At 62.6% G+C, this 24,531-nt stretch carries 19 protein-coding genes, 1 pseudogene and 2 riboswitches; of the genes and pseudogenes, 11 read left to right on the forward strand and 9 right to left on the reverse strand.

The window, feature by feature from the left end; genetic code table 11:
• Positions 1–72: 72 nt before the first annotated feature.
• The 7 genes and pseudogenes from LRK53_RS10910 to LRK53_RS10940 form a co-directional block, all read right to left on the reverse strand.
• The gene (locus LRK53_RS10910; RefSeq protein ID WP_027489467.1) at positions 73–534 is read right to left on the reverse strand and encodes a hypothetical protein; all 462 of its coding nucleotides are present in this window, start codon (positions 532–534) and stop codon (positions 73–75) included.
• A 16-nt stretch (positions 535–550) separates the two neighbouring features.
• Positions 551–1,246: pseudogene (locus LRK53_RS10915) on the reverse strand (c-type cytochrome); the annotation flags it as partial.
• 9 nt (positions 1,247–1,255) lie between these two features.
• Positions 1,256–2,515: a copper resistance protein B gene (locus LRK53_RS10920; protein WP_027489468.1), complete on the reverse strand. Its 1,260-nt coding sequence runs from the start codon at positions 2,513–2,515 to the stop codon at positions 1,256–1,258.
• On the reverse strand, positions 2,512–4,281 hold the full coding sequence (locus LRK53_RS10925; protein ID WP_027489469.1) for a copper resistance system multicopper oxidase: 1,770 nt from the start codon (positions 4,279–4,281) through the stop codon (positions 2,512–2,514). The genes LRK53_RS10920 and LRK53_RS10925 overlap by 4 nt, the downstream gene beginning before the upstream one ends.
• A gap of 580 nt (positions 4,282–4,861) precedes the next feature.
• Positions 4,862–5,191, reverse strand: coding sequence for a hypothetical protein (locus LRK53_RS10930; RefSeq protein ID WP_027489470.1), 330 nt, complete (start codon positions 5,189–5,191; stop codon positions 4,862–4,864).
• A gap of 111 nt (positions 5,192–5,302) precedes the next feature.
• Positions 5,303–5,611, reverse strand: coding sequence for a hypothetical protein (locus tag LRK53_RS10935; RefSeq protein ID WP_027489471.1), 309 nt, complete (start codon positions 5,609–5,611; stop codon positions 5,303–5,305).
• On the reverse strand, positions 5,608–6,678 hold the full coding sequence (locus LRK53_RS10940) for a tyrosine-type recombinase/integrase (protein ID WP_231378294.1): 1,071 nt from the start codon (positions 6,676–6,678) through the stop codon (positions 5,608–5,610). The genes LRK53_RS10935 and LRK53_RS10940 overlap by 4 nt, the downstream gene beginning before the upstream one ends.
• A 260-nt stretch (positions 6,679–6,938) precedes the next feature.
• Here LRK53_RS10940 and LRK53_RS10945 point away from each other — a divergent pair, with 260 nt between their 5' ends.
• From LRK53_RS10945 to eno, 3 genes are all read left to right on the forward strand, one after another.
• The gene (locus tag LRK53_RS10945) at positions 6,939–7,922 is read left to right on the forward strand and encodes a DNA-binding protein (protein WP_037089531.1); all 984 of its coding nucleotides are present in this window, start codon (positions 6,939–6,941) and stop codon (positions 7,920–7,922) included.
• A gap of 159 nt (positions 7,923–8,081) precedes the next feature.
• Positions 8,082–9,170 carry a DEAD/DEAH box helicase gene (locus tag LRK53_RS10950; protein WP_051257558.1) on the forward strand — a complete coding sequence of 363 codons (1,089 nt, stop codon included), beginning with the start codon at positions 8,082–8,084 and terminating at the stop codon, positions 9,168–9,170.
• A 34-nt stretch (positions 9,171–9,204) separates the two neighbouring features.
• Positions 9,205–10,485, forward strand: coding sequence for a phosphopyruvate hydratase (gene eno, locus LRK53_RS10955; protein ID WP_201029838.1), 1,281 nt, complete (start codon positions 9,205–9,207; stop codon positions 10,483–10,485).
• A 7-nt stretch (positions 10,486–10,492) separates the two neighbouring features.
• On the opposite strand, the gene LRK53_RS10960 is transcribed toward eno, so the two are convergent.
• The gene (locus LRK53_RS10960; RefSeq protein WP_051257557.1) at positions 10,493–12,034 is read right to left on the reverse strand and encodes a MutS-related protein; all 1,542 of its coding nucleotides are present in this window, start codon (positions 12,032–12,034) and stop codon (positions 10,493–10,495) included.
• Complete coding sequence (locus tag LRK53_RS10965; protein ID WP_051257556.1) at positions 12,031–13,587, reverse strand: MutS-related protein; 1,557 nt, start codon at positions 13,585–13,587, stop codon at positions 12,031–12,033. The genes LRK53_RS10960 and LRK53_RS10965 overlap by 4 nt, the downstream gene beginning before the upstream one ends.
• 33 nt (positions 13,588–13,620) lie before the next feature.
• A riboswitch (Fluoride riboswitch) is annotated at positions 13,621–13,697 on the reverse strand.
• 127 nt (positions 13,698–13,824) lie between these two features.
• Positions 13,825–13,906, forward strand: a riboswitch (Fluoride riboswitch).
• Between the two features lie 268 nt (positions 13,907–14,174).
• On the opposite strand from LRK53_RS10965, the gene LRK53_RS10970 reads away from it, so the two are divergent.
• The 8 genes from LRK53_RS10970 (at position 14,175) to LRK53_RS11010 (ending at position 24,500) form a co-directional block, all read left to right on the forward strand.
• On the forward strand, positions 14,175–15,395 hold the full coding sequence (locus LRK53_RS10970; RefSeq protein ID WP_051257555.1) for an MFS transporter: 1,221 nt from the start codon (positions 14,175–14,177) through the stop codon (positions 15,393–15,395).
• Positions 15,396–15,416: 21 nt separating this feature from the next.
• On the forward strand, positions 15,417–16,178 hold the full coding sequence (locus LRK53_RS10975) for a COG4280 domain-containing protein (RefSeq protein ID WP_221174194.1): 762 nt from the start codon (positions 15,417–15,419) through the stop codon (positions 16,176–16,178).
• A 17-nt stretch (positions 16,179–16,195) separates the two neighbouring features.
• The gene (locus LRK53_RS10980) at positions 16,196–16,405 is read left to right on the forward strand and encodes a hypothetical protein (RefSeq protein ID WP_027492550.1); all 210 of its coding nucleotides are present in this window, start codon (positions 16,196–16,198) and stop codon (positions 16,403–16,405) included.
• Positions 16,402–17,046, forward strand: a complete 645-nt coding sequence (locus LRK53_RS10985) for a phosphatase PAP2 family protein (RefSeq protein ID WP_185754630.1) — start codon at positions 16,402–16,404, stop codon at positions 17,044–17,046. Before LRK53_RS10980 ends, LRK53_RS10985 begins: the two co-directional genes overlap by 4 nt.
• A gap of 3 nt (positions 17,047–17,049) precedes the next feature.
• Entirely contained in the window at positions 17,050–18,237 is a 1,188-nt protein-coding gene (locus LRK53_RS10990; RefSeq protein WP_185754629.1) for a metallophosphoesterase family protein, read from the forward strand.
• A 29-nt stretch (positions 18,238–18,266) separates the two neighbouring features.
• A complete protein-coding gene (locus tag LRK53_RS10995; protein WP_081666600.1) occupies positions 18,267–18,953 on the forward strand; it encodes a 2,3-bisphosphoglycerate-dependent phosphoglycerate mutase in 687 nt (228 codons plus the stop codon).
• A 43-nt stretch (positions 18,954–18,996) separates the two neighbouring features.
• On the forward strand, positions 18,997–20,946 hold the full coding sequence (locus tag LRK53_RS11000) for an LTA synthase family protein (RefSeq protein ID WP_051257553.1): 1,950 nt from the start codon (positions 18,997–18,999) through the stop codon (positions 20,944–20,946).
• Between the two features lie 452 nt (positions 20,947–21,398).
• Positions 21,399–24,500, forward strand: a complete 3,102-nt coding sequence (locus LRK53_RS11010) for a Tn3 family transposase (RefSeq protein ID WP_027492547.1) — start codon at positions 21,399–21,401, stop codon at positions 24,498–24,500.
• The last annotated feature ends 31 nt before the right edge of the window (positions 24,501–24,531 follow it).

Raw genomic sequence — 24,531 nt, forward strand, 5'->3', positions numbered from 1 at the left:
GGTTCACTCCCGTAATCGATCAGGCGTCGCGCCACGCAGGCACGACGGCACCTCGGCGATGGCCGGGAGGCGCTAGATCAACAGGGAGCAGAACAACAGGGTGACCGGTGGCGGCGGCGCACGCAGCCGGTAGTAGCGCTCGGGAACGGAGGTCGCCGGCGTTGGCGGAACGACGAGCGGCAAGGCGGGCGGCAACATCGCAAACAAAGTGGGAGGCACGGTCATGGGCCGCGTGTCGCTGGGTACGGATGCCTGCGCCGCGCAGTGCTGGGCGCACAGAACGTGGTCGCTCGCCGCGTGTTGCATCTCCGGGCAGGTGCCGCGCATGGCGGCATCTCCTGCAACCATGCCCATCGCCATGACCGGCCCCATCAGGGTCGGCGGCATCGTGCAGGCGTACGCCGCCAAGGCCGTCTGCAGACCCAGCATGAACAGCGCACCGACCAGCAGCAGCCCGCGTGTCAGGCGGGCGCGACGAAGCTCACGCAATCGCCATGGGCGCGGTCTGCGTGGCATGAATCGGGTGCGTGCCATGCGAAGTCCGTTACGGATGCGCGTGCCCGTCGCCGGTCGGCTTCGCACCGACCGAGCGGGCCGTTGCAGGCGTCGGTGCGGAAGTCGCATCCTGGCCGGACATGTCCATATCCTTCATGGCCGCCTCACCGTGGGCATGCGCGTCGCCGTCTTCGTGACTGTGGGCGCCACCTTCATCCATGTCCATGTCCTCGTCCGGCGGCGCCTTGGCCACAATCGCCTTGTATTCGGCGGGCGTCATGCCAGGCAGTTTTTCAAGGAAGGCCACCATGCTCCAGATCGTCGGATCGTCGTGGCCCGCCTTGCCCCAGGCGGGCATCGCGCTCATCTTGATGCCGTGCTTGATCACCCAGAAGGCATCCTTCGGATCGACGTGCACCTTGGAGAGATTGGGCGGCTGCGGGTACATGCCGGTCCGCAACTCGGAGTCGTTCACCCCCGGCGAAAGGTGGCAGCCGGTGCACATCGCCGCGTACTGGCCGGCACCTTTCAGGATCAGTTGCGGATCGTCGAGGTTCGGCACGGTCAGATCGTCCGAACGCAAGTGGATCGAGCGGTCGCGTAGGGTTTGCAGCACGGTGAACACAGGCTTGGTGTGATGGTCGTCCGCGCCGATGTTGTACAGGCCGGAATAGACGAACGCGCCGGCGCCGATGGCCAACACGCCCAAGGTGACGGCGACCGTGATGACGTGCGCAGTGTGTTTTTTCATGGGTGTCCCTCAGAACCAGATGCGGACGCCGGCCACGATCTGCCGGTCGAGTACGGGTTGATGATCCTGCCGCGCATAGTCGGCCGTGGTGCCGATGCGGCGAACCCAGTTCACGCCAATGTACGGCGCGAATTGACGATGGAACTCGTAGCGCAGGCGCAGGCCGAACTGCACGTCGGATACGCCACTGCCGATGCGTCGTTGCGGATCGTCCTTGCCGTACAGATTGACCTCGGCCTCGGGCTGCAGGATCAATCGCTGGGTGAATAGCAGCTCGTATTCGGCCCGTAGGCGCGCGGCCGTGCGGCCGTTGGTGCCGACGTAGCCGGTCGCTTCCAGCTCGAACCAGTACGGCGCCAGGCCTTGCACGCCGAACGCGGCCCACGTCCGCTTCGGACCTGCGCCTATGTCTTGGCGAGCACCCAGTTGGGTGCTCCAGTAGGTAGCGATGGCGTGGTTCCAGAACGCTTCCAGATCACCATCGTCGAGCTTGCCGCGACTGCGTTCGCCTTCCGTGCGGATCCACAGCTTGTTCTCGTCGTTACCGTACCAGCCTTCGGCCTCCCAGACCTGGCCGTTCGCGTCACGGCCGTGGAACACTTCCAGTTGGTCGATCAGCAGCATGCCTTGCGATGCGTCGTCGAGCATGTGCATACCCAGCATGGGGCCGTAGCCGACGCCGTCGGAATAGTCCGGGCTGCGCGCGTTCGGTGGTGGACTGCCGCCTTGCATCGGGCCCATCGTCATGCCGGGCATCGCGCCCATACCGGCCATGCCACCCTGTGCCTTTGGGGGCATCGCGCCGTGATCCATGCCGACCATGCCAGCGTGGTCCATCCCCTTCATGCCCTCCGGACTCATGCCGGGCATCGAGGCGTGATCCATACCCGACATGTCACCGGTGGGTGCCGCCGACGAAGCCGGCTTGGCGGGCATCGGCATGCCCTGCATCGCACCGTGATCCATACCCTTCATGTCTTGCATGGTGTGGGAGGCTGGAGTTGGCTGTGCAGCGCGGAGTTTCTTCTTGGCTTTCTTGGCGGGCGCTTTCGTCGCGGGTTTCAGCGTGCTGCTCGCGGGAGCCGGCATGGTCATGCCGGGCATGCTGCCGTGATTCATGCCTGACATGGAACTCATATCCATCGGCGACGTGCTGCTGAACGCTGGTGCGCTCTGCGCGGTGGCCACCAATGGCAACGCCAGCAGGAGAGCGGCCAGTAACAGTGACCGATGTGCACGCAATGGGCGGATGCAACGGTTGATCGTCATGACACCACCACCTCACGGAACATGCCCGCTTCCATGTGATACAGCATGTGGCAGTGGTAGGCCCAGCGGCCCAGGTTGTCCGCGCTCACGCCGTAGGCGATGCGCTGAGCTGGCTGCACGTTGATGGTGTGCTTGCGCACCTGGAACTGCCCGTCCGGGTTCTCCAGCTCGCTCCACATACCGTGCAAGTGGATCGGGTGGTTCATCATGGTGTCGTTGACCAGCACCAGGCGTAGCCGCTCGCCGCTGCGGAAATGGACCGGCTTGGCGTCGGAGAACTTCACGCCGTCGAACGACCACATGTAGCGCTCCATGTTGCCGGTGAGGTGCAGCTCGATCTCGCGGCTCGGTTCGCGCGGGTCGATGGAGCCGCCAATCGTGTGCAGGTCGGCATAGGTGAGCACGCGTCGGCCGTTGTCGCGCAGGCCGGTACCCGGGTCATCGAGGTTGGTGCGTGGCATGTCCACGTGCATGTCGACGCCCGGGTTGTGGTATTCGGTGCGGGCGTGATGCACCACCGGTGCGGCAGCTGTTGCCATGCCGCTCATGTCCATGCCGGGCATATCCTGCATCCCGGCCATGCCCGCCATCCCGGACATGCCGCCGTGTCCGCCGCCCTGGGCCATCGCCCCCATCATGTCCACCATGCTCACAGGCATGCGCGGATCCATCGCCGGCACCACCGCCTGCATGCCGGGCCTTGGCGCCAGCGTGCCGCACGCGTAACCGGTGCGGTCGATGGACTGGGCGAAGATCGTGAACGCCCGGTCTTCCTGCGGCTCGACGATCACGTCGTAGGTTTCGGCCACCGAAATGCGGAACTCGTCGACCGGCACCGGTGCCACATCTTGGCCGTCGGCGGAGATCACCGTCAGCTTCAGGCCCGGAATGCGCACGTCGAAGATCGTCATCGACGAACCGTTGATGAAGCGCAGCCGGACCTTCTCGCCGGGCTTGAACAGACCGGTCCAGTTGCCGGCCGGGGCGGCGCCGTTCATCAGGTAGGTATAGGTGTAGCCTGAGACGTCGCTGAGATCGGTGGAGTTCATGCGCATCTGATTCCACATCTTGCGTTCGGCCAGCGCCTGTCGCAGACCCTGTTCACGCACGTCGCGGAAGAACTCGGGCGCGGTGGGTTGCGCGAAGTTGTAGTAATCGCTCTGGCGTTTCAGCGTGGCGAGGATGTGCTCGGGGTTCTGATCCGTCCAGTCGTTGAGCATCACCACGTAATCGCGCGCGGTGGGGTGTCGCTCCGACCCGGCCGGATCGATCACCAGCGAGCCGTACAGTCCGGTCTGTTCCTGGAATCCCGAGTGCGAGTGGTACCAGTAGGTGCCGCTCTGGCGCACCGGGAAACGGTAGGTGAAGGTTTCGCCCGGCGCGATGCCGGGGAAGCTGATGCCCGGCACGCCATCCTCCTGGAACGGCAAGATGATGCCGTGCCAGTGGATCGACGTGGGCACGCGCAAACGATTGGTGACGCGCAGCGTGACCGTGGTGCCTTCCTTCCAGCGCAGGGTTGGCCCAGGGACGCTGCCATTGACGGTGGTGGCCAAGCGCGGGCGCCCGGTGTAGTTCACCGGCGTTTCGGCGATGTCGAGCGCAAAGTCGGTGCCGCTGAGGATGGCAGGTTGCCCCGCAGTGTTCAGCGCCCAGGCTTTTGACGGGCGCAGCAGACCGAGGGCAGCGACGGTGCCGCCGAAGGCGACACCCTGGACGAAACGACGCCGCGACCAGTCCATCGCGGACGGGGGAAGGATTTTCATGGGCCTCTCCAAGGCAGGCGGCATCCTCGTGGCGATGCCGATCACAGCCGATGGCTACGAGGGTCGACACGCGACCGTCGTGAGCCATGCTCATCGAAACGATGGGAGAGTCAGACCGCCGGCGGTCGGAGCGGTGGCGCGTTCGTCCCCGAAGGGGCCGTTATGCCTGAGGGCATCGCGTAGGTTGCCGTCAATGCCATCGAAGCCGGCATCAATGCCGCCCTCGACAGAAGCGCCGTGGCACACATCGCGGCACAGGCGCACTGGCCAACCGCACCGTTGCAGCAGTCCGCCGAGTGATGGCAGCAGGAATCAGCGGCTGTGGACGTGGCCGCGTGATGGCAATGCATGCCGTGTGCTGCGGCCGCGGCGACCATCGTATGCTCGGCCTGAGCATGCGATGCCATCGGCATGCTCATGGGAGCGGCTGCCACGGATTGGATCACGAGCATCAGCCACGCCAACACGCTCATCGCCCGGAGGCGACGAGAACGCGCAAGCTGACGCAACGAGAATCTCATAGAGTGAGCTTACTCGGGCGATCTGGCCCTCTCAACTCTGGAGGTGGGTTCAAGGGGATTCACGGCTTGCTGAAACCCATATGCAAGGTGATTTTGTCGCCGGCTTTCAGGCCGGCCATGGCGGACGGTGGGAAATGCACCTTCAGGGTCATGCCTTCGGTCGTCACCTCGACCACACCGGTCTTCGCATCCGCTGCCGTCACGGTCGCCGGCATCATGTGCATGCCCATCATGTTGTGGTGCATACCCTTCATGTCCGAGTGCATCGCACCCATCTTGTCCATGCCGCTCGTGGGCGTGCTGTCCTGGGCCAAGGCGACACCACTGAGGGCCGATGCGAGCGCCAAGGCGCCAAGCATCGAAAGTAATGATTTGCGTGAAATGGTCATATAGCCGTCCCAACGATGCGTTGCCAGACGCAACAGTGGGAGCGTGCGCCCAATCGTGTGTACGGACGTTGAAATTCTGGCCGATGATCCACTTTGCTGCAGGCCATGGGGTTACACCTTCAAATAATCCTCGCAGGCCACGATCAGTTCGCGTATCTCGGACTCGGTGGCGTCAGGTCGTGCCCGAAGGATGGTGCACAGTTGCGCAATCTGATCGTTATTCGGGATCAACTCCGACGGACTTTCCCACATCCAGTCGATCACGATCGGCAGGAGCTGGGTGGCCGGCAATGTCGCCACCTCCTGGCGGGTGGGTACGTACATACCCATCCAAAAAACCGGGCTATCCAAACCATGGCTTTCCCGGGCAGCCTGGAATGCGCTCGCCGGCATGCCAAAGCGATCGTCGGGGTCAGTCATGGCACATCTCCGTGAGGCACCGAGGTCGCGATGCGTGGTTTGGTGGTACTGGCATGGCGCGCATCTTCTTCCGCATGAACGTAGATCGACGTCGTGCCAATGGAACTGTGGCGGAGGTTCTGCTGAATGTGATGGATGGGTGTGCCGTCCTCGGCCTGGTGCGTGGCGGCCGTATGCCGCAACCAATGCGTCGATGCGCGGCGCACTCGTGTGGCCTTGACCTCATCCTGCCGCTGCAGTGTCTCGGCCACGCGTCGGAAGGTGTCCTTGACGACCTGATAGACCGCCGTGGGCGTCAGCGGGGACGGACGTCCGGCGATGCCCAGAATGGCCGGGATGTTGCCGTCGCCCGAAGGCAACGCGGGCAGTCCGTGGAAGCGCCGATAGCGTGCGAAGTCGTCCATGAGGCCATCGCCCAGGGGAATGGTGCCTTCGACGCCACCTTTCCCCACGGTATGCAGCCACCACCGTCCCCGAAGATGTTGGAAATCACCTTCGCCGGCGGCCGCCGCTTCGGCAGCCCGCAGCGCAGTCTCATAGAGAAAACGAAGCACCCAGCGAGCGCGTTCGTGGCGTTGCCGTTCCCGCGCTGTGTCCTGGGGCCAATCGTCGACGACGCGCAGCACCTCTTCCCAGAGAGCACGGTCCAGATAGCGTTCGATCGTGCGTCGGGTGCCGCGGCGCGCCCGTCGTCGCTGCAGCACAAACGGGCTGCCGGCGAGATAGCCGGCGCGCACGAGGTAGTTGAACAGTCCGGCGAGGATGCCCAGCGCCTGGCGGCGACTGCGCTCGGCCAACGGCCCGACGAACAGTCGTCGATGCTCACCCCGGCGGGCGAGACCGGCATCGCACCAGGTCGCCGGTGGCTGGGCGAGAAACGCCTCATACGCGATCACATCCTCGCGGGTGAGACTGGACACCGGTTTGCCACGCACTTGCGTGGCCCAGAGCAGCAGCCGCTCGGCCTCTTTGCGGTAGCTGCGGAAGGTATGCGGCGAGTCGTGATATTCCGCCAGCCACAGGCCGATGGCGGCCACGTCGTCGTTGGCGGCGATCTGCCGCGCCACGCTGGCCGGGGCTCGGTTGCTTCCGTTACCTCCCGACAGGGCGGGCGGCAAGGTGAGGGGCCACGTCATAAGGCTCAACAAGGGCTCAGTCATGCTTTCCGATGTCCGACACCACGGGAAACGCAGCGTACTGCCAAAAGACTTTCGATTATGGGAGTTATCGTAAATTTCCTGAATGTATAGTTATATATATAACGTAATACTGTGATATACATTGTTTGAATTTTCCAAAAACGACCCGCCGAGTGACTGGAGCCGCCATGAGCCGTGTCAGTGACACCCGCCAACGTACCCGCGAAGCCGCCGCTGCCCTGGTCGCAGACGGCAGACGCCCCCACGAGCTCACTGTCGACCTGATCTATGCCACCATCCAGCAAGGCAGCCGGACCACCATCAACGATGAGTTGAAATTGTGGAAGGATGAGCGCGCCAAGGCCGACGCCCTCGGCGCCGATCTACCGCCGGCGATCGCCGATGCCATGCGCGCACTCTGGGTGGCAGCCGTGGAACAGGGGGAGCATGCCTTCAACGAGCACCGCCAAGCGCTGGAATCCGATCTGGAAGCACAGAAGCGTGCGTACGATGCCGTTGTCGTCGAACGAGATGCGGCGCAGGCCTCGGTTCACCAACTGCAGCACGAGGTCAGTCAACTTCGCGAACAGAGCATTGAGATCCAGCAGCAGCTCGCCCGAGAAATCGAGGCCAAGCGTGACGCCCTTGCCCGGGTTCAGTCATTGCAGCACGAGGTGGCGACCGTTCGCGCCGACATGGCCCAGCAACTGGACACCGCGCGGCAGGTTCACGACCGGTTGACCACCGACTTCCAGGCAACGATAGCCGCCCGCGATGCCGCCTTTCAGGCGGAGCGGGACAAGGCCAACGAACGCATGGAGGCTGCCCAGGCGCGCATGCTGCAGGAAACCGATGCCGCGCGTGAAGGACAGCGGCACGCCGAGCAGCAATTGGCCAAACTGCGGCAACGCAGTGAAGACCAGCAGGCCAATCTCACCGAATTGCGCCTGGACATGGCGCATCTTCGTCGGGAATTGACGGAGGGCGAAGCGCGCTTAGCAGCGATGGCCACCATCACGGGAGAGCGCGACCAGCTTGCCTTGGCGCTGGCTGACGCACGGGGACAGGTCAGTGGCTTGACGGCTGCACTTCAATCAGCGGAAGCCCGCGCAGTGGCCGCAGAGAACCAGATGACCGTGGCTCACAAACGCCGTCCATCCAAGCAAAAATGAGAGCTGCGTTGATACGAAATACTATGATCTGTAAAGACTTTTCGTGCTTATCCCGGTTTTCCGTTCCGTTGCTCCCCAAACCCCAATTTCACCGGCTCCGCCCGGGCGTCGCTGTACGATCGCCTGGCACAGGCGCACGTCATCATCACCAGTTATGCGTTGCTGGCCAATGACCTGCCCCAGCTTGAAGGCATCGACTATGCCATGCTCGTGCTGGATGAGGCACAGTGGATCAAGAATCCGCGGACCCAGACCGCTCGCGCTGTGCGTTCCCTGCGCGCCGACCACCGGCTCGTGGTTACCGGCACGCCGCTCGAAAACCATCTGGGCGAACTGTGGGCGCACTTCGATGCCGTGCTGCCGGGTTATCTGGGCGACTACCGCTCGTTCAACCGCAGCTTCCGTGTCCCCATCGAGCGGCGCGAGGACGATGCCCGTCGCGCGATCCTGCGCCAGCGCATTGCGCCGTTCCTGCTACGGCGCAGCAAGGCAAAGGTCGCGCCGGAGCTGCCACCGAAGACCGAAACCGTGCTGCGCGTGGCGATGGGCGAACGCCAGCGTCGCCTCTACGAATCCCTGCGTCTGGCGCAAAGCGAATTGGTGCGCGAGGCACTGGCCCGCTACCGCCCTGATCAGTCGCGGATTGTCGTGCTGTCCGCGCTACTACGGCTGCGCCAGGTGTGCTGCGACCCGCGTCTGGTGGATGCGACGAATGATCCCCCCGAATCGGCCAAGCTCGACGCGTTGCTGGAACTGATCCGCGCGCTGCGCGACGAAGACCGCCAGATTCTGGTCTTCAGCCAGTTCACCTCGATGCTTGCCTTGATCACCGAAGCGCTGGATGCCGCCGGGTTCGCGCATGAGGTGCTCACCGGCGAAACCACCGATCGTGCCGCGCCTGTGCGCAAGTTCCAGAGTGGTGCCTCGCCCATTCTGCTGGCCAGCCTCAAGGCCGGCGGGGTCGGCCTCAATCTCACGGCAGCCGACGCGGTGATCCACTACGACCCGTGGTGGAACCCGGCGGTCGAGTTGCAGGCGGTCGATCGTGCCCATCGGCTGGGACGCGAAGACCCCATCTTCGTCTACAAGTTGTTGTGCGACGACACCATCGAGGAAAAGATCGAAGCCATGAAATTCCACAAGAGCGACTTGGCCGACGCCATGCTCAGCGGGGCCGCTGTTCCGTGGACGCGACTCAGCGAGCTCGACGTGCAAAAACTGTTCGACCTTCCCTCATCACCACGGTGATCGACACCGTAACCGTTCCCACACCGGAGTAACCATCATGCGCATCACCCGACTTGACGCGATCGAAGTCCTCGACTCCCGCGGCAACCCCACGGTCGAGGCATGGCTGCAATTGGAGGACGGTTCCGAAGGTTCCGCCATCACGCCCGCCGGCGCTTCCACCGGCGCGAACGAGGCCGCCGAACTGCGTGACGAAGACCCTACCCGGTATGGCGGCAGGGGTGTGCAGAAAGCGGTAGAGCAGGTGCGCGGCGAGATGGCCGGCGCGTTGGTCGGCAAGGACCCCGGCGACCAGTCCACGCTGGATCTCCTGCTGTGCGAGCTGGATGGCACCCCGAACAAGGCACGCCTCGGTGCCAACGCGATCCTCGCGGTCTCCATCGCCTACGCCCGCGCTTGCGCCCACTCGCTGCAGGTGCCGTTGTATCGCCATCTGGGTGGCGACGATGCGGTAGTGCTGCCAGTACCCTGCCTCAACGTCATCAACGGCGGCCGGCACGCCGACAACACCGTGGACTTTCAGGAGTACAAGATCGTTCCGCACCATGCGACGAGCTTTGCCGAGTCCATCCGGATGGGTGAGGAAGTGTTCCATGCGCTGAAGAAACTGCTGCAGGCCCACGGGCTGTCGACCGGTGTGGGCGACGAAGGCGGTTTTGCGCCGAACCTGCACAGCAACGAGCAGGCCATCGAACTGATCCTGGAGGCGATCACGGCAGCCGGTTACCGCCCGGGTGATGACGTGTCACTGGCGCTGGATCCGGCCACCAGCGAGATGTGGCATCACGGCCGTTACCGCTTCTTCAAGTCCAATCAGTCCGAACGCACCAGCGCGGCGATGATCGATCTGTGGGACGACTGGCTGCAACGCTACCCGATCGTGCTGCTGGAAGACCCGCTGGCCGAGAACGACTGGGAAGGCTGGGCTCAGATCACACAGCAACTCGGCGGCCAGGTGGAACTGGTCGGCGACGACATCTTCTGCACCAATCCGGATTTGCTTCAGCGCGGTATCCGCGAAGGCGTGGCCAATGCCATCCTGATCAAGCCCAACCAGATCGGCACGGTGACGGAGACCATGGAGTGCGCCGCGCAAGCGAAGGCCGCCGGCTACGGCTGCTATGTCTCCCACCGCTCCGGCGAGACGGAAGACACGTTCATCGCCGATCTCGCCGTCGCGCTGGGATGCGGCCACATCAAGACCGGCTCGGGTTGCCGCGGTGAACGTACCGCCAAGTTCAACCGGCTGCTGCGTATCGAACACGAGCTGGGCGAGCGGGCGCGTTTTGCCGGGCGAGCCGCGTTCGTGCGTTGAGCGGCCATCAGCCCGTACCTGCTTGGGCGGCCGCCATCAGGTCGCCCGTTCGCACGGTGTCGTCGCCGAAAACCTCCCGATAAAGATCGACGCCATGACTGGTCTGGAGCGGTTCGCCTTCGATGATGCGGAAGGTGCGGCGACCATCGTCCAGGCGCTCCGCACGCAGGAAGATCGCGCCATCCGGGGGATGATCGAACAGTCCCCGCGCGAACGTGTACAAATGGGTCACGAAGAACACCTTGATGCCCCGCTCCAGCAAGGCACCCACGACCTGGCGAGCGATCTCCGAGCCTTCCAGCTCGTTGGTCGAGGCGAACGATTCGTTGAACAGGACCACGGCGCCGGGTCGGAGCCGGTCGACGATCGCGCTCAGCCGGCGCAGCTCCTCGTCGAACTTGCCGCTGCGCAGAGTCGCATCCTCCTCGCGCTTGGCGTGGGTGAACAGCCCGGCGCAGAGTTCGCCGGCGAACGACTCGGCGGCCACGAACATGCCGCTCTGCATCATCAGCTGGGCGAGGCCCACGCTGCGCAGGAAGCTCGACTTGCCGCCCTGGTTGGCACCGGTGACGATGGCGAGCTGTTTGTCGTCCGCGTCCAGCGCATTGCCCACCACGCTGCGGCCCATGCTGAGCGCCAAGCTGGCATCGCACAGTCCACGGAACTGCAGGCGTCGCGTACCCGCGACCTGCGGAAAGCAGTTCGTTACGCCGAGCGCGGTCAGCTTCGCATGCAGGTTGACGCAGCCGACGTAGAAAGCGAGCTCCGCCCGCAGCATCTCGAAGAAGCCGAGGATATGGTCCATCGCCTGGGCCAGCGCATTGGCCACCTCGTTGATCCCGCGGTTGCGCAGTTCGGACAGCGCCTGTGCGCCCGCCTGGTCGCGATCGGCAATGCGGAACGTGTAGCCGGATTCTCGCTTGCTCCACAAGCGATCGAGCCAGTACGGCTGGCTGTAGGCTGCCTCGCGCAGCGCATAGTTCGTGCCTTCGTTGCCCTGGCTCAGTTGCGCACTGAGCAGCACGCCCTTGTCGAGTTTCAGCTCGATCAGGTGGGTCCGGACGCGCGCCAGGTAAGCGTCGTCGAATTCGGATTGCAGCATGGCGCACAACGCCTTCAACCCCGTGGACTCGAAGCTGGCGCCGTGGGCGACGACGAGCTCTCTGAGTTTCTCCAGTACGGTCATGAAGATCCCCAGCACACAGACGGCACCGTACAGGATCGACGAGGGATAGTGGCCGGCGAAACCCCAGTGGCTCTTGCGCTTGCCCTCAATGGCCTCGACGGCAAGGTCGTAGCACTGGCGCAGCACGTCTGGATGAGCCAGCGCATCGCGCACGATGTCCTGACGATACACAACGGTGTCAATGTCGTTGCCCGAACTCAGCAACAGCGCCTTGCGCGCCACCTCGAAAAGGAACGGGTCCTCGGCTGCCATCGCATCAAGCAGCACGTCCAGCGCGAGGTCCTGACGCAGATCGGACTCATGCTCCGGCATAGGCCCCTGCACGTCGAAATCGCGATCCGGATGCATCAGCAGCGCCTTCATGATGCGATCCTCCGCTGCAGCCATTCCCCCGTGACCCGATACTTGCGCGCGATCGCCTGGGCGTAGGCCAGCCCGTCGGCTGGGCGCCGTTCCACCCGGTAGGTGCGGATCGCCGGGTCCTCCGGATCGACCAAGCCGACCATGCTCACCGTTTTCTCGTCGAACGATGCCAGCTCAGGCAGGAAGGTGACGCACACGCCCAGCACGTCCTTGGCCGAGAGGACGGTCATGATCCGCTTGCTCAGGTACAGCGCATCCTCCAGTGTGGTCGAGGAGAAGATCTCGTTCAGGATGACGAGGCTGTCGGGTGTGGCCGCCGCCAGGACGGCGTGGATGCGTACCAGGTCGTCCTTGAGTTTGCCGCGCAGGCTGGCGATGTCCTCCTGTTTCTCGAAGTGCGTGAAGATGCGATCGCACAGGAACAGCCTCGCCCGGGTGCCCGGCACGGGACAGCCCAGGCTGGCGAGGTAGTGCAGTTGACCGACCATGCGTGCGAAGGTGGTCTTGCCGCCTTGGTTGGGCCCGGACACCACCAGCAGGCGTTCCCGTCCGCGTAGGGAGAAACTGCTGCGGACGACGGGTTGGCGCCCGTCGATGAGCTTGTCGGCCAGGGCCAGGTCGCAGGCGTCGCGAACCTCGATCTCCTTCTCGGTCGCAGACAACGCCGGGTAGCAGAAATCCAGGCCGCGCTGCCGGTGCTTGTCCATGTACGCGAGGAAGGCCAGATAGAACAGTACCTCGCGGTCGAACCGCACGATCGTGTCGTCCTGGTATGGAGCGTGGTTGGCGCAGAAGGTTTCCAGCGTCCGGAAGCATTCCGGATACAGCAGCGCCACGCGGTCCAGGATCTGCGCTTCGACATGATTGAGGCCGATTATGCGGCGGAAGCCGGCCCGGTAATCCTTCGCGACGCCGCGACGGAACGTCGCGAAGGTCGCCTCGACCGCCTGGCTGTAGTCGGCCTCGCCCTCGTACGGGCGCACGGTCACGCGGTTGCCTCTGATGAACAGGCCGTAGCAGATGTTCGAGAGTTCGACGACGAGCGCCCGCGCCTCTCCCGCAAGTCGGACGAACGGTGGCGTTGCGGTGTAGGCCGTGAGGTATTCACGCAGCGCACGCAAGCCGCGTGAGGCCGGTTTGCCATGATCGAGTGCCTGACCAAGACACTCGACAGCGTCGCAGTAGAGGGCGACAGCGTCCAGAAACCAGCGCTCCTTTTCCGGCTTGCAATAGAGCTTCTCGATCCGCGCCAGACGCTCGCGCATCATGCGCATGCGCTGGCCGAAGGCGGCGACGGCTCGCCTCAGTGGCGCACCATCAAGATCCCGCATCACCTCCTGCCGGTAAGCAATTGCGTTCGGATCCCGCAATGGGACGTGGAAGAAGGGTGCCAGTTCGTCCGCGGGACAGGCTGCGACGATCGCCGCGATCACCTGGTCGAGATTCAGGTCGCGAAAGCAAAGCGGTGCCTCGCTCAGCCAGACGGCTTCCCTCGCATCGGGATAGAGAATGCTGGCGAAGGGTGGCACACGCACGGCGACGACGTCGTTCATTCCCGACTCCTGCTGGCGGAGCGCAGGACGCTCCGGTGGGCAGGCATCATCGGTCACCGCGACGGTTCCCCCGGTTGCCGGGGCGGAGGAATGCCACCTCCTTCATCTCAATGTACACCGCTCCTGGCGATGGCTCCAGAGCGCTGCTCAGGCGCTTCTAAGGATCGCTCGCTATCGTGGCCTGCAACGGTCGCCGCCCGATCGTGTTGCGATCGAGTCGTTTGCTTTACCATGCAGCAATCCCACGGAGATGGCATTCCTCCGGCCCCGAGTTGACTGGGGTGAACCGCCGCCCACGGCTGATGATGCCTGCCCACCCCGGAGTCCGGGGCGCGCGCAGGTGTTCGTCACCCGACGAAACCCACGCGCACCTTGTGTCTCCCGAACCGCAGGAGCTATAGCCGTGGGTCATCGAACGATCAGTCATCGACCGCGAAAGCTTTCTCGTGCGCGTCCAGGCTGCGGGCTCTCCATGTGCATCGGCGGTAAGCGCGCATGAACCGGGGTAACCTGCGCTTCTACACGTACGAGCTGGCGGAACACCCCACGCTGTTCCTGCACGAAGGGTTGCTGGCGGCGGCCGGCACATGAGGCGCGATCACCCGCGCATGCAAGGCACGCCGGCCAGCCGCATCGCCATGCGCTTCGTGCTGCTGATCGGCATCCTCAGTTTCTTCGCCGACTTCACGTACGAAGGCGCGCGCAGCGTGTTGGGGCCGTACCTGGCCTCGCTGCAGGCCTCCGCCCTGGTGGTGGGCGCGGTCACCGGCTTCGGCGAGTTGCTGGGCTACGGGCTGCGTTTCTTCTCCGGGCGGCTCGCGGATTCGACAGGCAAGTTCTGGCCGATCACGATCTTCGGCTACGTGCTGCAGATGGCTGCGGTGCCCGCGCTGGCCCTCACCGGCAGCTGGCAGACCGCCGCCGTGTGCATCATCGCCGAGCGCGTAGGTCGCGCGATCCGCAATCCGCCGCGCGACGTGATGCTCTCGCACGCGGCGAAGAATCTGGGCGGCTACGGTTGGACCTTCGGTATCCACGAGGCCTGCGATCAGTTCGGTGCCATGTTCGGCCCGCTGGTGGTGGCCGCCGTGCTTGCCCATCACGGCAGCTATCACCTGGCCTTCGCCGTCCTGCTGGTGCCGGCGCTGATCAACCTGACGTTCGTGGCGACGGCGCGCCTGCTCTATCCGAAGCCGCAGGATCTGGAGCAAGGCCTGCAGGTGGCTGCATCGGGCGCACGCTTCTCCCGCACCTTCTGGGTCTATCTCGCGGGCGCGTCGCTGGTGGCGATTGGGTTTGCGGACTTCCCGCTGATCGCCTACCACTTCACCCGCGCCGGCAGCGTCTCCCCCTTCTGGATTCCGATTTTCTATTCAGTGGCGATGGCGGTCAGTGGAAGTTCCTCGTTGTTGTTTGGACGGCTGTTTGATCGCTTTGGTTTCCGCGTGCTGATCGTGCTGACCGTGATCGCTTCGCTGTTCGCGCCGTTGGTTTTTCTTGGCGGATTCTGGGCTGCGTTGGCCGGTGCGGCGGTGTGGGGCATGGGCATGGGTGTACATGAGTCGATCATCCCCGCCGCCGTCACCCCGATGGTGCAGATGCAGCATCGGGCCTCGGCGTTCGGGTTGTTCACGGCGGGCTACGGCATTTTCTGGTTCATCGGCAGCGCGGCGATCGGCTTTCTCTATGACCGCTCATTGCCGTGGACCATTGCCTTCTGCGTCACGACCCAGCTGCTGGCGATTCCGTTCTTCGTCTGGGTGGCGCGCCATCAGAAACCACTCGCCGATTCACCCTCCCCTGCGTAATCCATCTTCCCAAGAGATCAAATGATGCTTATCAACTGGACGCATGTAGGGCCTACCGTGGTGGCGGCGTTTCTCGCGTCGCTGGTCGAATTCGTCGAGGCGCTGACAGTCGTGCTGGCCGTGGGCGTGGTGCGTGGCTGGCGCGGCGCACTGATGGGCAGTGGTGCCGCGACATTGGTGCTGCTGGCCATCATCGCGATCTTGGGTCCTGCACTGACGCGGATTCCGCTCGGCGTGGTGCAACTGGCGGTGGGTGCACTGTTGCTGTTGTTCGGCCTGCGCTGGTTGCGCAAGGCGATCCTGCGTGCCGCCGGCATCATCGCCATGCACGACGAGGCGGCGATCTATACCCGGCAAGAAGAGACGTTGCGGCACATGGGTCGCCGTGGTGGCCGCTGGGACAAGCTCGCGTTCGCCACCGCGTTCAAGATCACCATGCTCGAAGGCATCGAAGTGGTCTTCATCGTCATCGCGCTGGGCGCCGGCGGCATCGGCCTGCTGCTACCGGCCAGCTTCGGTGCGCTGGCGGCGCTGGTAGTCGTGGTGGCGCTGGGCATCGTGGTGCACCGCCCGCTGTCGCGGATCCCGGAGAACACGCTGAAGTTCGTGGTTGGCGTGCTGCTGTCGGCTTTCGGCACCTTCTGGGTCGGTGAAGGTCTCGGCCTGGCGTGGCCCGGTCAGGACTGGTCGATTTTCGGCCTGATTGTGGGCTACCTCGTGGTGGCGACGATCACCGTGCCGATGTGCCGCACACAACCCGTCGCTACCCCCTCTGTCCCTTGAGCCGCAGGAGTCATTCCATGTCGTGGTTGAAAAGCATTTTTCGGGAAATCTTCGGGCTCTTTGTCGATGACGGGAGTTTTGCGATCGCGATCCTAGTCTGGCTGGCGTTGCTCTGGCTGGCGTTACCGCATCTGCCGATTCCCGCGGTCTGGCATGGCGTGATCCTGTTTGCGGGGTTGATCGCGATCCTGATCGAGAGCGCACTGCGCCGAGCCCGGCAGCGGTGAACGCGTTGCCCGACTCGAATGCGTTGTGGGAATCATGGAACGTGGCGTTGTTCCAGCACCTTCACGCCACGTCATCGTCTCCGCATGCACTCATCGCGGTAGCGACCGTTCTCGCCGAGTGGCCGTTGTTCGTGGGGGCCGGCGTGACCGGCTGGCAGTTGCTCCGTCAGCGTGATCGTCTCGGCATGGTTCGGCTGATCGCAGCCGGTGGCATGGCGCTCCTGATCGAGGCGCTGGTGAGCGCCTTGGCCTTCCATCCCCGGCCATTCGCGGTCGGTTTCGGCCCTGCCTGGGTCACGCATACCGCGAACAACTCCATGCCGAGTACCCATGTCACCCTCACCCTGATCATGGCGATCACGCTGGCGATGCGAAGGCAGCGCTGGACGAGCTTGGTAGTGGTTGTCCTCGCCACGATGCTGGCATGGGCCCGCGTGTATGTCGGCATCCACTGGCCGGCGGACATGGTCGGTGCCGCCTTGAGCGCCATCGTGTCGGTCGCCGTGATCTACGGCTTGGAATGGGGCATCACCGTTCTGATGCAACGACGCAAAGAAAACGCGGTCGCGCGACTTCGCCAAGAACCGGAACTCCCTGTCAACACAAAACGCTCGCCCGCCCGTCAGCCTACGGAGAGATAAGTCATGCGCGCCCTTCGATGGAATCGCTTTCAAACGCTGTCGGTGCTGATGTTGGCACTGTTCGCTGTCACCAGCCACGCAGCTTCTCAACACTCGCCGCAAAAAACCGGGACCGGTGGCTCGTGGACCTTCGCCGTCTCCGGTGATTCACGCAACTGCGGCAATATCGTGATGCCGGCGATTGCCGCCGGCGCGCGCCGCGATGGTGCCAGTTTCTACTGGCATCTGGGCGACCTGCGGGCGATCTACAAGGTCGACGAAGATTACGCGGCCGAGAAGCGGTTCAAGCACTACTCACCGCCTCCAAGCATCTCGGACTATCTCCAGACGGCGTGGAGCGACTTCAGCCAGCATCAGGTGGCACCGTTTGGCGACATGCCGTTTTTCCTCGGCATCGGCAACCACGAAGTCATTCCACCGAAATCGCGCAGCCAGTTTCGAGCCGATTTCGGTCCCCTGCTCGATCGGCCGGAACTGCGGGCGCAACGTCTGAGTGACCTGAAGACCAGCCCCGCCGTGCCAGCCACGGCGGCCGACCAGACCTACGACCACTGGGTGATGCGCGGCGTCGACTTCATCAATCTCGACAACACCGCCGATGATGCGTTCGATGCGGAGCAGTTGGCCTGGTTCGACGCGCTGCTGGATGCCGACCTGGCGAATCCGGCGATCCGCAGCATCGTGATCGGCATGCACGAACCCCTGCCGCACAGCCTGTCGGACGATCACAGCATGTGTGCCAGCAACGAGGGCATCCGCAGCGGCGAACACGTCTATACCCGGCTCGCCCAGGCACAACGCCGCAAGCCGGTATACGTCTTGGCCAGCCACGAGCACTACTACCTCGCCAACGTCTACGACACGGCGTACTGGCGCGATCCTGCCCATCGCGCGGCCGTCGTGCCCGGCTGGGTGATCGGTACCGCTGGCGCGTCGCGTTATCCGCTACCCGAAGGCGTTACATCCGGCCCCGATGCACGTGAGCACGCGTACGGCTACCTGCTCGGGCACGTCAGCAAGGACGGGCATATCGCCTTCACGTTCCGCGAACTGGACGAAGCCGCCTTGCAGCGGACGCGCGGCGACGACTATGACGACGACACGGTGAAGTTCTGCATGGCGAACAATCCCGCGCCCGAACTCATGAGCAAACCCGGCAAGAAGATCAGCTGCGAGCTGCCCCAGCGCTGATTCACATCACTGCATCGAGGAATACCATCATGGGACGATATCTCACACTTGTTCGGCACGGCCAGAGCACCTACAACGCAAGCAATCGCTTCACCGGCTGGCTCGACCCGGAGCTGACCGATCAGGGCGTTCACGAGGCGCATGCGGTCGCAGAACAGCTACGCGGCGCCGAGCTGACCTTCGATATCGCCTTCAGTTCGGCGCTGCACCGAGCGCGACGCACGGCGCGCATCATTCTGGACGACCTTCAATTGAAAGCCATGCCCGTCACGATGGATTTCGCGCTGGACGAACGCAACTACGGTGACATGACTGGTCTCGACAAGGACGAAGCACGTCGGCGTTGGGGCGTCGACCAAGTGCAACACTGGCGACGCAGCTACGCGGATGCACCCCCCGATGGTGAAAGCCTGCGCGATACCGTCGCGCGTGTGCTGCCTTTCTATATCCAACATATCCTTCCCGCCGTCATGCGTGGCCAGGCCGCGTTGGTCGTCGCGCATGGCAACAGTCTGAGAGCTTTGGTGATGGCCCTGGACGGACTGTCAACGCAAGCCGTGACACAGCTCGAAGTCGCCACCGGCGAAGTGCTTGTCTACGAGCTGGCCGCCGACACCACCATCCTCAGCAAGCGCTCGCTTGCGATGGAGACGCCCGCCAAGGCTCCTCCTGCCGCCGCGACGGAAGACGCGTCCACACCACCGGCGACATCCTGACACCGCATCAACCCCACCATTTCCCTTGAAGGTTTCGTTGAACATGACCCATCCATCGTCCAGCGCGTTACGCCAGCGCTTTCGTCCCTTGTGCTGGCTCGGCGCGTGTTTTCTCGCCATCGCTTTTATCGTGCGTCTTGTGCTGCTGATCTGGGCCGGCCACGCGGTGCCGCTCAATCCGCTGAGCTGGCTCTACATCTTCGGTGTGGGTTTGGTCTACGACCTGATCACGTTCGTCTATGTCGCGTGGCCCCTGGTGTTGTACCTGTGGCTGATGCCCACCCGCGCCTACCGTTCGCGCCCGAACCAATGGGTGGCCTACGTGATCGGCCTGGTGTTGCTGTACGGGCTGATGTTCATCGCGGTATCCGAATGGGTGTTCTGGGGCGAATTCTCCACCCGCTTCAACTTCATTGCGGTGGACTATCTGGTCTACACCACCGAGGTGATCGGAAACATTCAGCAGTCCTATCCGATCGGTCTGTGGATGTTGTTGATCGGGCTGGTTGCCGTCGTCGTGACGTGGCTGACGCGTCGCGGACTGAGCGTGCGTGATGACGGCAGCACGTTCGGCAGGCGTTCGCTGTGGGTGGCGGGCTGGCTCGCCTTGACGGTGCTCACCGCCTTTATGTTCAACGCCGAGGCCAAGAATCGCAGCACCAATGCCTACGTCAATACGCTGGCCGGCAACGGGATCTATGAATTCTTTGCGGCCTTCCGCAACAGCCATCTCGACTACGCGCACTTCTACCAATCGCTGCCGGAGGATCAGGCGTTCACCGAACTGCGCCAGATGCTGAAGACACCTGACGCCACCTATGTCAGCAACGACATCCATGACATCACCCGCAGCATTCATCACGACGGCCCCGAAAAGCACCTCAATGTGGTGTTGATCAGTGTGGAGAGCCTGTCTGGCGAGTACCTGAAGACCTTCGGCAATACCGAGAACCTGACGCCGAACCTGGATGCGCTGGTCGGGCAAAGCCTGTTCTTTGATCGGCTCTACGCCAACGGCACACGCACGGTACGCGGGCTGGAAGCCCTGGCGCTATCCGTGCCGCCGACACCCGGCGATTCCATCGTCAAACAGCGAAACAACGAGCATCTGTTCTCGCTGGCCGACATCTTCAATGCACGCGGGTATGAGTCGAAGTTTGTCTACGGCGGCTACGGCTACTTCGACAACATGAACTACTTTTTCGGCAACAATGGCTACACCGCCGTCGACCGCAAGGACATCCTCAAAACCTCACCCATCCACAGCGAGAACGTCTGGGGCGTGGCGGACGAAGACCTTTTCACGCTCAGCTTGCAGCAGATGGATCAGGCCCATGCCAATGGCAAGCCGTTCTTCCTGCACATCATGACCACCTCCAACCATCGGCCGTACACGTTTCCGGCCGGACGCATCGATGGCGCGCAGGGACAACGCACCAGCGCGGTGAAGTACACGGACTGGGCCATTGCCGATTTCATCAAGCGAGCACGCAGCAAGCCCTACTTCGACGACACCGTATTCGTGATTACCGCGGACCATTGCGCCTCCAGTGCCGGGCGCAGCAGCGTGCCGGTCAATCGTTACCACATTCCGCTGTGGATCTACGCGCCCAAGGTCATTCAGCCGCAGCGCGTGAATCGGCTGATGTCGCAGATCGACATCGCCCCCACCCTGCTCGGGCTGCTCAACTTCAGCTACCGCAGCCGCTTCTTTGGCTACGATCTGTTTGCGCTGGAACCTGGCCGTGAACGCGCGTTTCCATCGACTTACGAAAACCTCGGTTACTTGAAGGGCGATCGTTTGACCGTATTGTCACCGAAGCAAAAGGTTGAGCAACTGCACCCGGATGTCGATACCGGCGATGCCACGCCGGTAGCCCATGTCGATGAGAACGAGGTAAGACAAGCCATTGCGGTCTATCAAACCGCGAGTTTCATGTTCAAACATGGCGCGATGAAGAATGCCGCGTACCCAGCGTCTGAGCAGCCCTAGCCCATCGATCAGCGTTGCCAACGATGTGGCACATTCAGGCGAATCCTTCGAGACTGCCATGAACCGGCCCTAATCGCGACCTGACCGATCATGCCAACTCAATCTGGAGGCTGCGCAGCGCGAGAATACGCAGCGCAGTTACGCCTCGGCGATTCGCCACTTCGAGATCGCTTGGGGCGGATTGCTGCCAGCGACAATCCAGAGCGTCGCGAACTATCCGGTCGCCTACGCCCCTACCCTCTAAATCAACACGTTGGGACACCGTCTGGCCGATCTCGCACACTGGCATCACGAACATATTCCCGTGATCGTTGGCATTCCCCAAAGCATGCCTGACGGCATGACCTTGCCCCACCAGTATCGCAGTCAGTTTGACTTCTATGCTGCCATCATCGAAGCAGCGCTAACCCAGCATTTTTCGTCGTTGAAAACCACTCACACCGGTAACTTGCATGTCGTCGGCCCCCAGTTCTCACCGTCTGAACATCCTCACTCCTGAAGAAGTTGAAGACCTGTATGGATTGCCTCAATTTTCCGATGATGATCGGAACCTTTACTTCGATCTGAGCCCGCTCGAACGGGCTTCGATCGACGCGCGCACCCCTGCTGTCGGCGTGTATTTGGCGTTGGAGCTGGGTTACTTCAAAGCCAAGCGACAGTTCTTCACCTTCGAGCAGAATGCCGTGGTCGACGACCTGCGCTATCTGCTCGAGCAGTATTTTCCGGGCCACACCATCGAGTCGATCAAGGCACCGTCCAGACCCACGCGTGGCGCCATCCAACAAGCCGTTCTCGACCTGTTTGGTTACCGTGTTTGCGACAACGCCGCCAAGGCGGAACTGGAGCAAAAAGCCCGGCGAATCGCGACGCTGTCGACCCAGCCGCTGTACATCCTGCGTGAGTCACTGCAGTACCTGAACAACGAACGGATTGTGGCGCTGCAGTACACGACCATGCAGGACATGGTGGGACGGGTGGTGACGCATGAGCGCAGTCGCGTCACCCGCCTGCTCGAACAGGCGATGCCTCCGGGGATCGAGCAAGCTCTCGACGACTTGCTGCGCGCCGACGAACAAATGTATCGGATCAGCGCGCTCAAGCGCGAACCGAAGGACTTCAGTTACAAGGAGCTCAAGCGCGAAGTCGAACGGCGCAAATTTTTCCTGCCACTGCACGAGTTCGCCCAGAGCTTTCTCGTCGCAGCTGGCTTGTCCAACGAGAGCGGCAAGTACTATGCGTCGTTGGTCAAGTTCTACACGGTTTACAAGCTGCAGCGCATGCCCAAAGGGACGACGCGCCTATACCTGCTCTGTTTTGCCTTCCATCGCTTCCGGCAGATCAACGACAACCTCATCGAGGCGTTCATTCATCTGGTCCATCAGTACGAGAATCAGTCCAAGCGTGCTGCCGAAGCGGCGATGCAGCAGGCGCTGGTGGACGCCAGCGAACACCTTCAGGCAGCGGGTGAGGTTCTTCGTCTGTTCATCGACAAGTCCATCGCCATCGACAGTCCGTTCGCCACAGTCCAGAAGAAGGCCTTCAAACTGCTGAAACCGGAGCGCTTTGCGGCAGTGGCCGACTACCTACGCAACGTCGCCTTCGACAAGGCCGCCTTCCAGTGGGCCCACTACACCAAGCTGTCGCATCGATTCAAGCGCAACCTTCGACACCTGTTCTGCGAAATGGACTTTGCTGGTCGGGTGGAGGATGCGCCGCTGCTGGATGCGGTCACGTTCCTTCAGGAGCTGCTGCGGGCGGGCAAGTCACCGCGACAAACCCAGCCGGCGCTGTTTCCAACCGCAATGATCCCGAAGGGTCTGCAGCGCCACCTCTTTGCCAAGACTGACGGAGTAGACGATACGAAGGAGGAGGACAAGCGGTTGGAAGTCGATCGCTATGAGTTTCTCGTCTACCGACTGCTACGGAACGCTCTGGAGGCGGGGGATCTGTTCGTCAAGGGCAGCAATGAATTCCGCCGTTTCGAAGATGACCTGATCAGCGATACACGCTGGGAACAGCGCGAGACTGTTCTGCAGGAGATTGGCGCACCGCTTCTTTTGGCCCCTATCGAGGACACGCTGAGTACGTTCCGTGAAGCGCTTGAGGATCGATTTGCTCAAGTCAACCAGCGCATCACCGACAGCGCCAACAAGCACATCAAGCTCACCGGGCGTGCCGAGAAGCGGCGATGGAAGCTGATCTACCCCACAGCAGAGGAACCCGTTAGTGGCTCGTTCTACAGCCAATTGCCTGGCACCGGCATTGCCGATTTGCTGAGATTCGTTGCGGGAGCGACGGGCTTCTTGGGTGCCTTTACCCATGTGCTCGATCGCTACGTCAAACACGCCCCTGATGCCCGTGAAATCCTCGCCTGCGTGGTGGCGCTGGGCACCAACATGGGGTTGTGGAAAATGGCGGAAGTTTCAGGCCTGAGCTTTTCGTCGTTGCAGGGCACCGCGCGCAACTACCTACGGCTCGAAACGCTGCGGGCCGCCAACGATGCCATCACTAATGCCATTGCGACCTTGCCGGCGTTCCATCTGTACGATATCCGCGACGAAATGCACTCCAGCAGCGACGGTCAGCGCATCGAAACCCAGATCGACACGATCAATGCCCGATACTCACCGAAGTATTTTGGGCTGCAGAAGGGCGTGAGTGCATACACGTTGGTGGCCAACCACGTACCGATCAACGCCCGCATCATCGGCACGCACGAGCACGAGAGTCACTACGTGTTCGATCTGTTGTACAACAACACGTCCGACATCAAGCCGGAACGTCATTCAACCGATACACACGGTACGAACCAAGTCAATTTCTGGATCTTGCGCACCTTCGGGTATGGCTTCGCGCCGCGCTACCGCGATCTGCACAAAAAGATGCAGACTCTGGTCGCCTTCGAGAATCCGAGTCACTACGCCGACATGCTTATCAAGCCGGCACGCAAGGTCTATGACGAATTGATCGTTAAGGAATGGCCTAACATCCAACGCATCATGGCCTCACTGGCGCAGAAAGATGTCACTCAGGCCACCATCGTCCGCAAACTGAGCAGCTATGCCCGGCAGAACCAGACCAAGAAGGCCCTGTGGGAGCTCGACAACATCTGCCGCACGCTGTACATCCTCGACTTCATTGATGACGTGGATTTGCGGCAAAGCGTGCAAAAGGCGCTGAACCGAGGGGAGGCGTATCACCGGTTCCGCAAGGCGGTTGCCTACGTCAACGGCGGCAAGTTCCGAGTTCACACCGAAGCCGAACAACAGATCTGGAACGAATGCTCGCGCCTTATCGCCAACGCGATCATCTTCTACAACACGGCACTGCTGTCCAAGGTGTATGCACAGAAGGTAGCCGCTGGCGACCACGAGGCTATCGCCTTCTTGCGGGGAATATCCCCAGTGGCTTGGCAGCATATCAACCTATTTGGCACATTCGAATTCGACGAAACGACAGACAAGGTCGATATCGATGCGCTTGCCGCCAGATTCGCCGATCCGGATTACTGGAGCAAAGCGTTGAGGGAGATGCAGGAATTGCCTCTCGGCTGACTTTACATTTTTGGGGGTTGGGCAAAATTAG

This window comes from Rhodanobacter thiooxydans (assembly GCF_021545845.1).
Taxonomy (GTDB): Bacteria; Pseudomonadota; Gammaproteobacteria; order Xanthomonadales; family Rhodanobacteraceae; genus Rhodanobacter.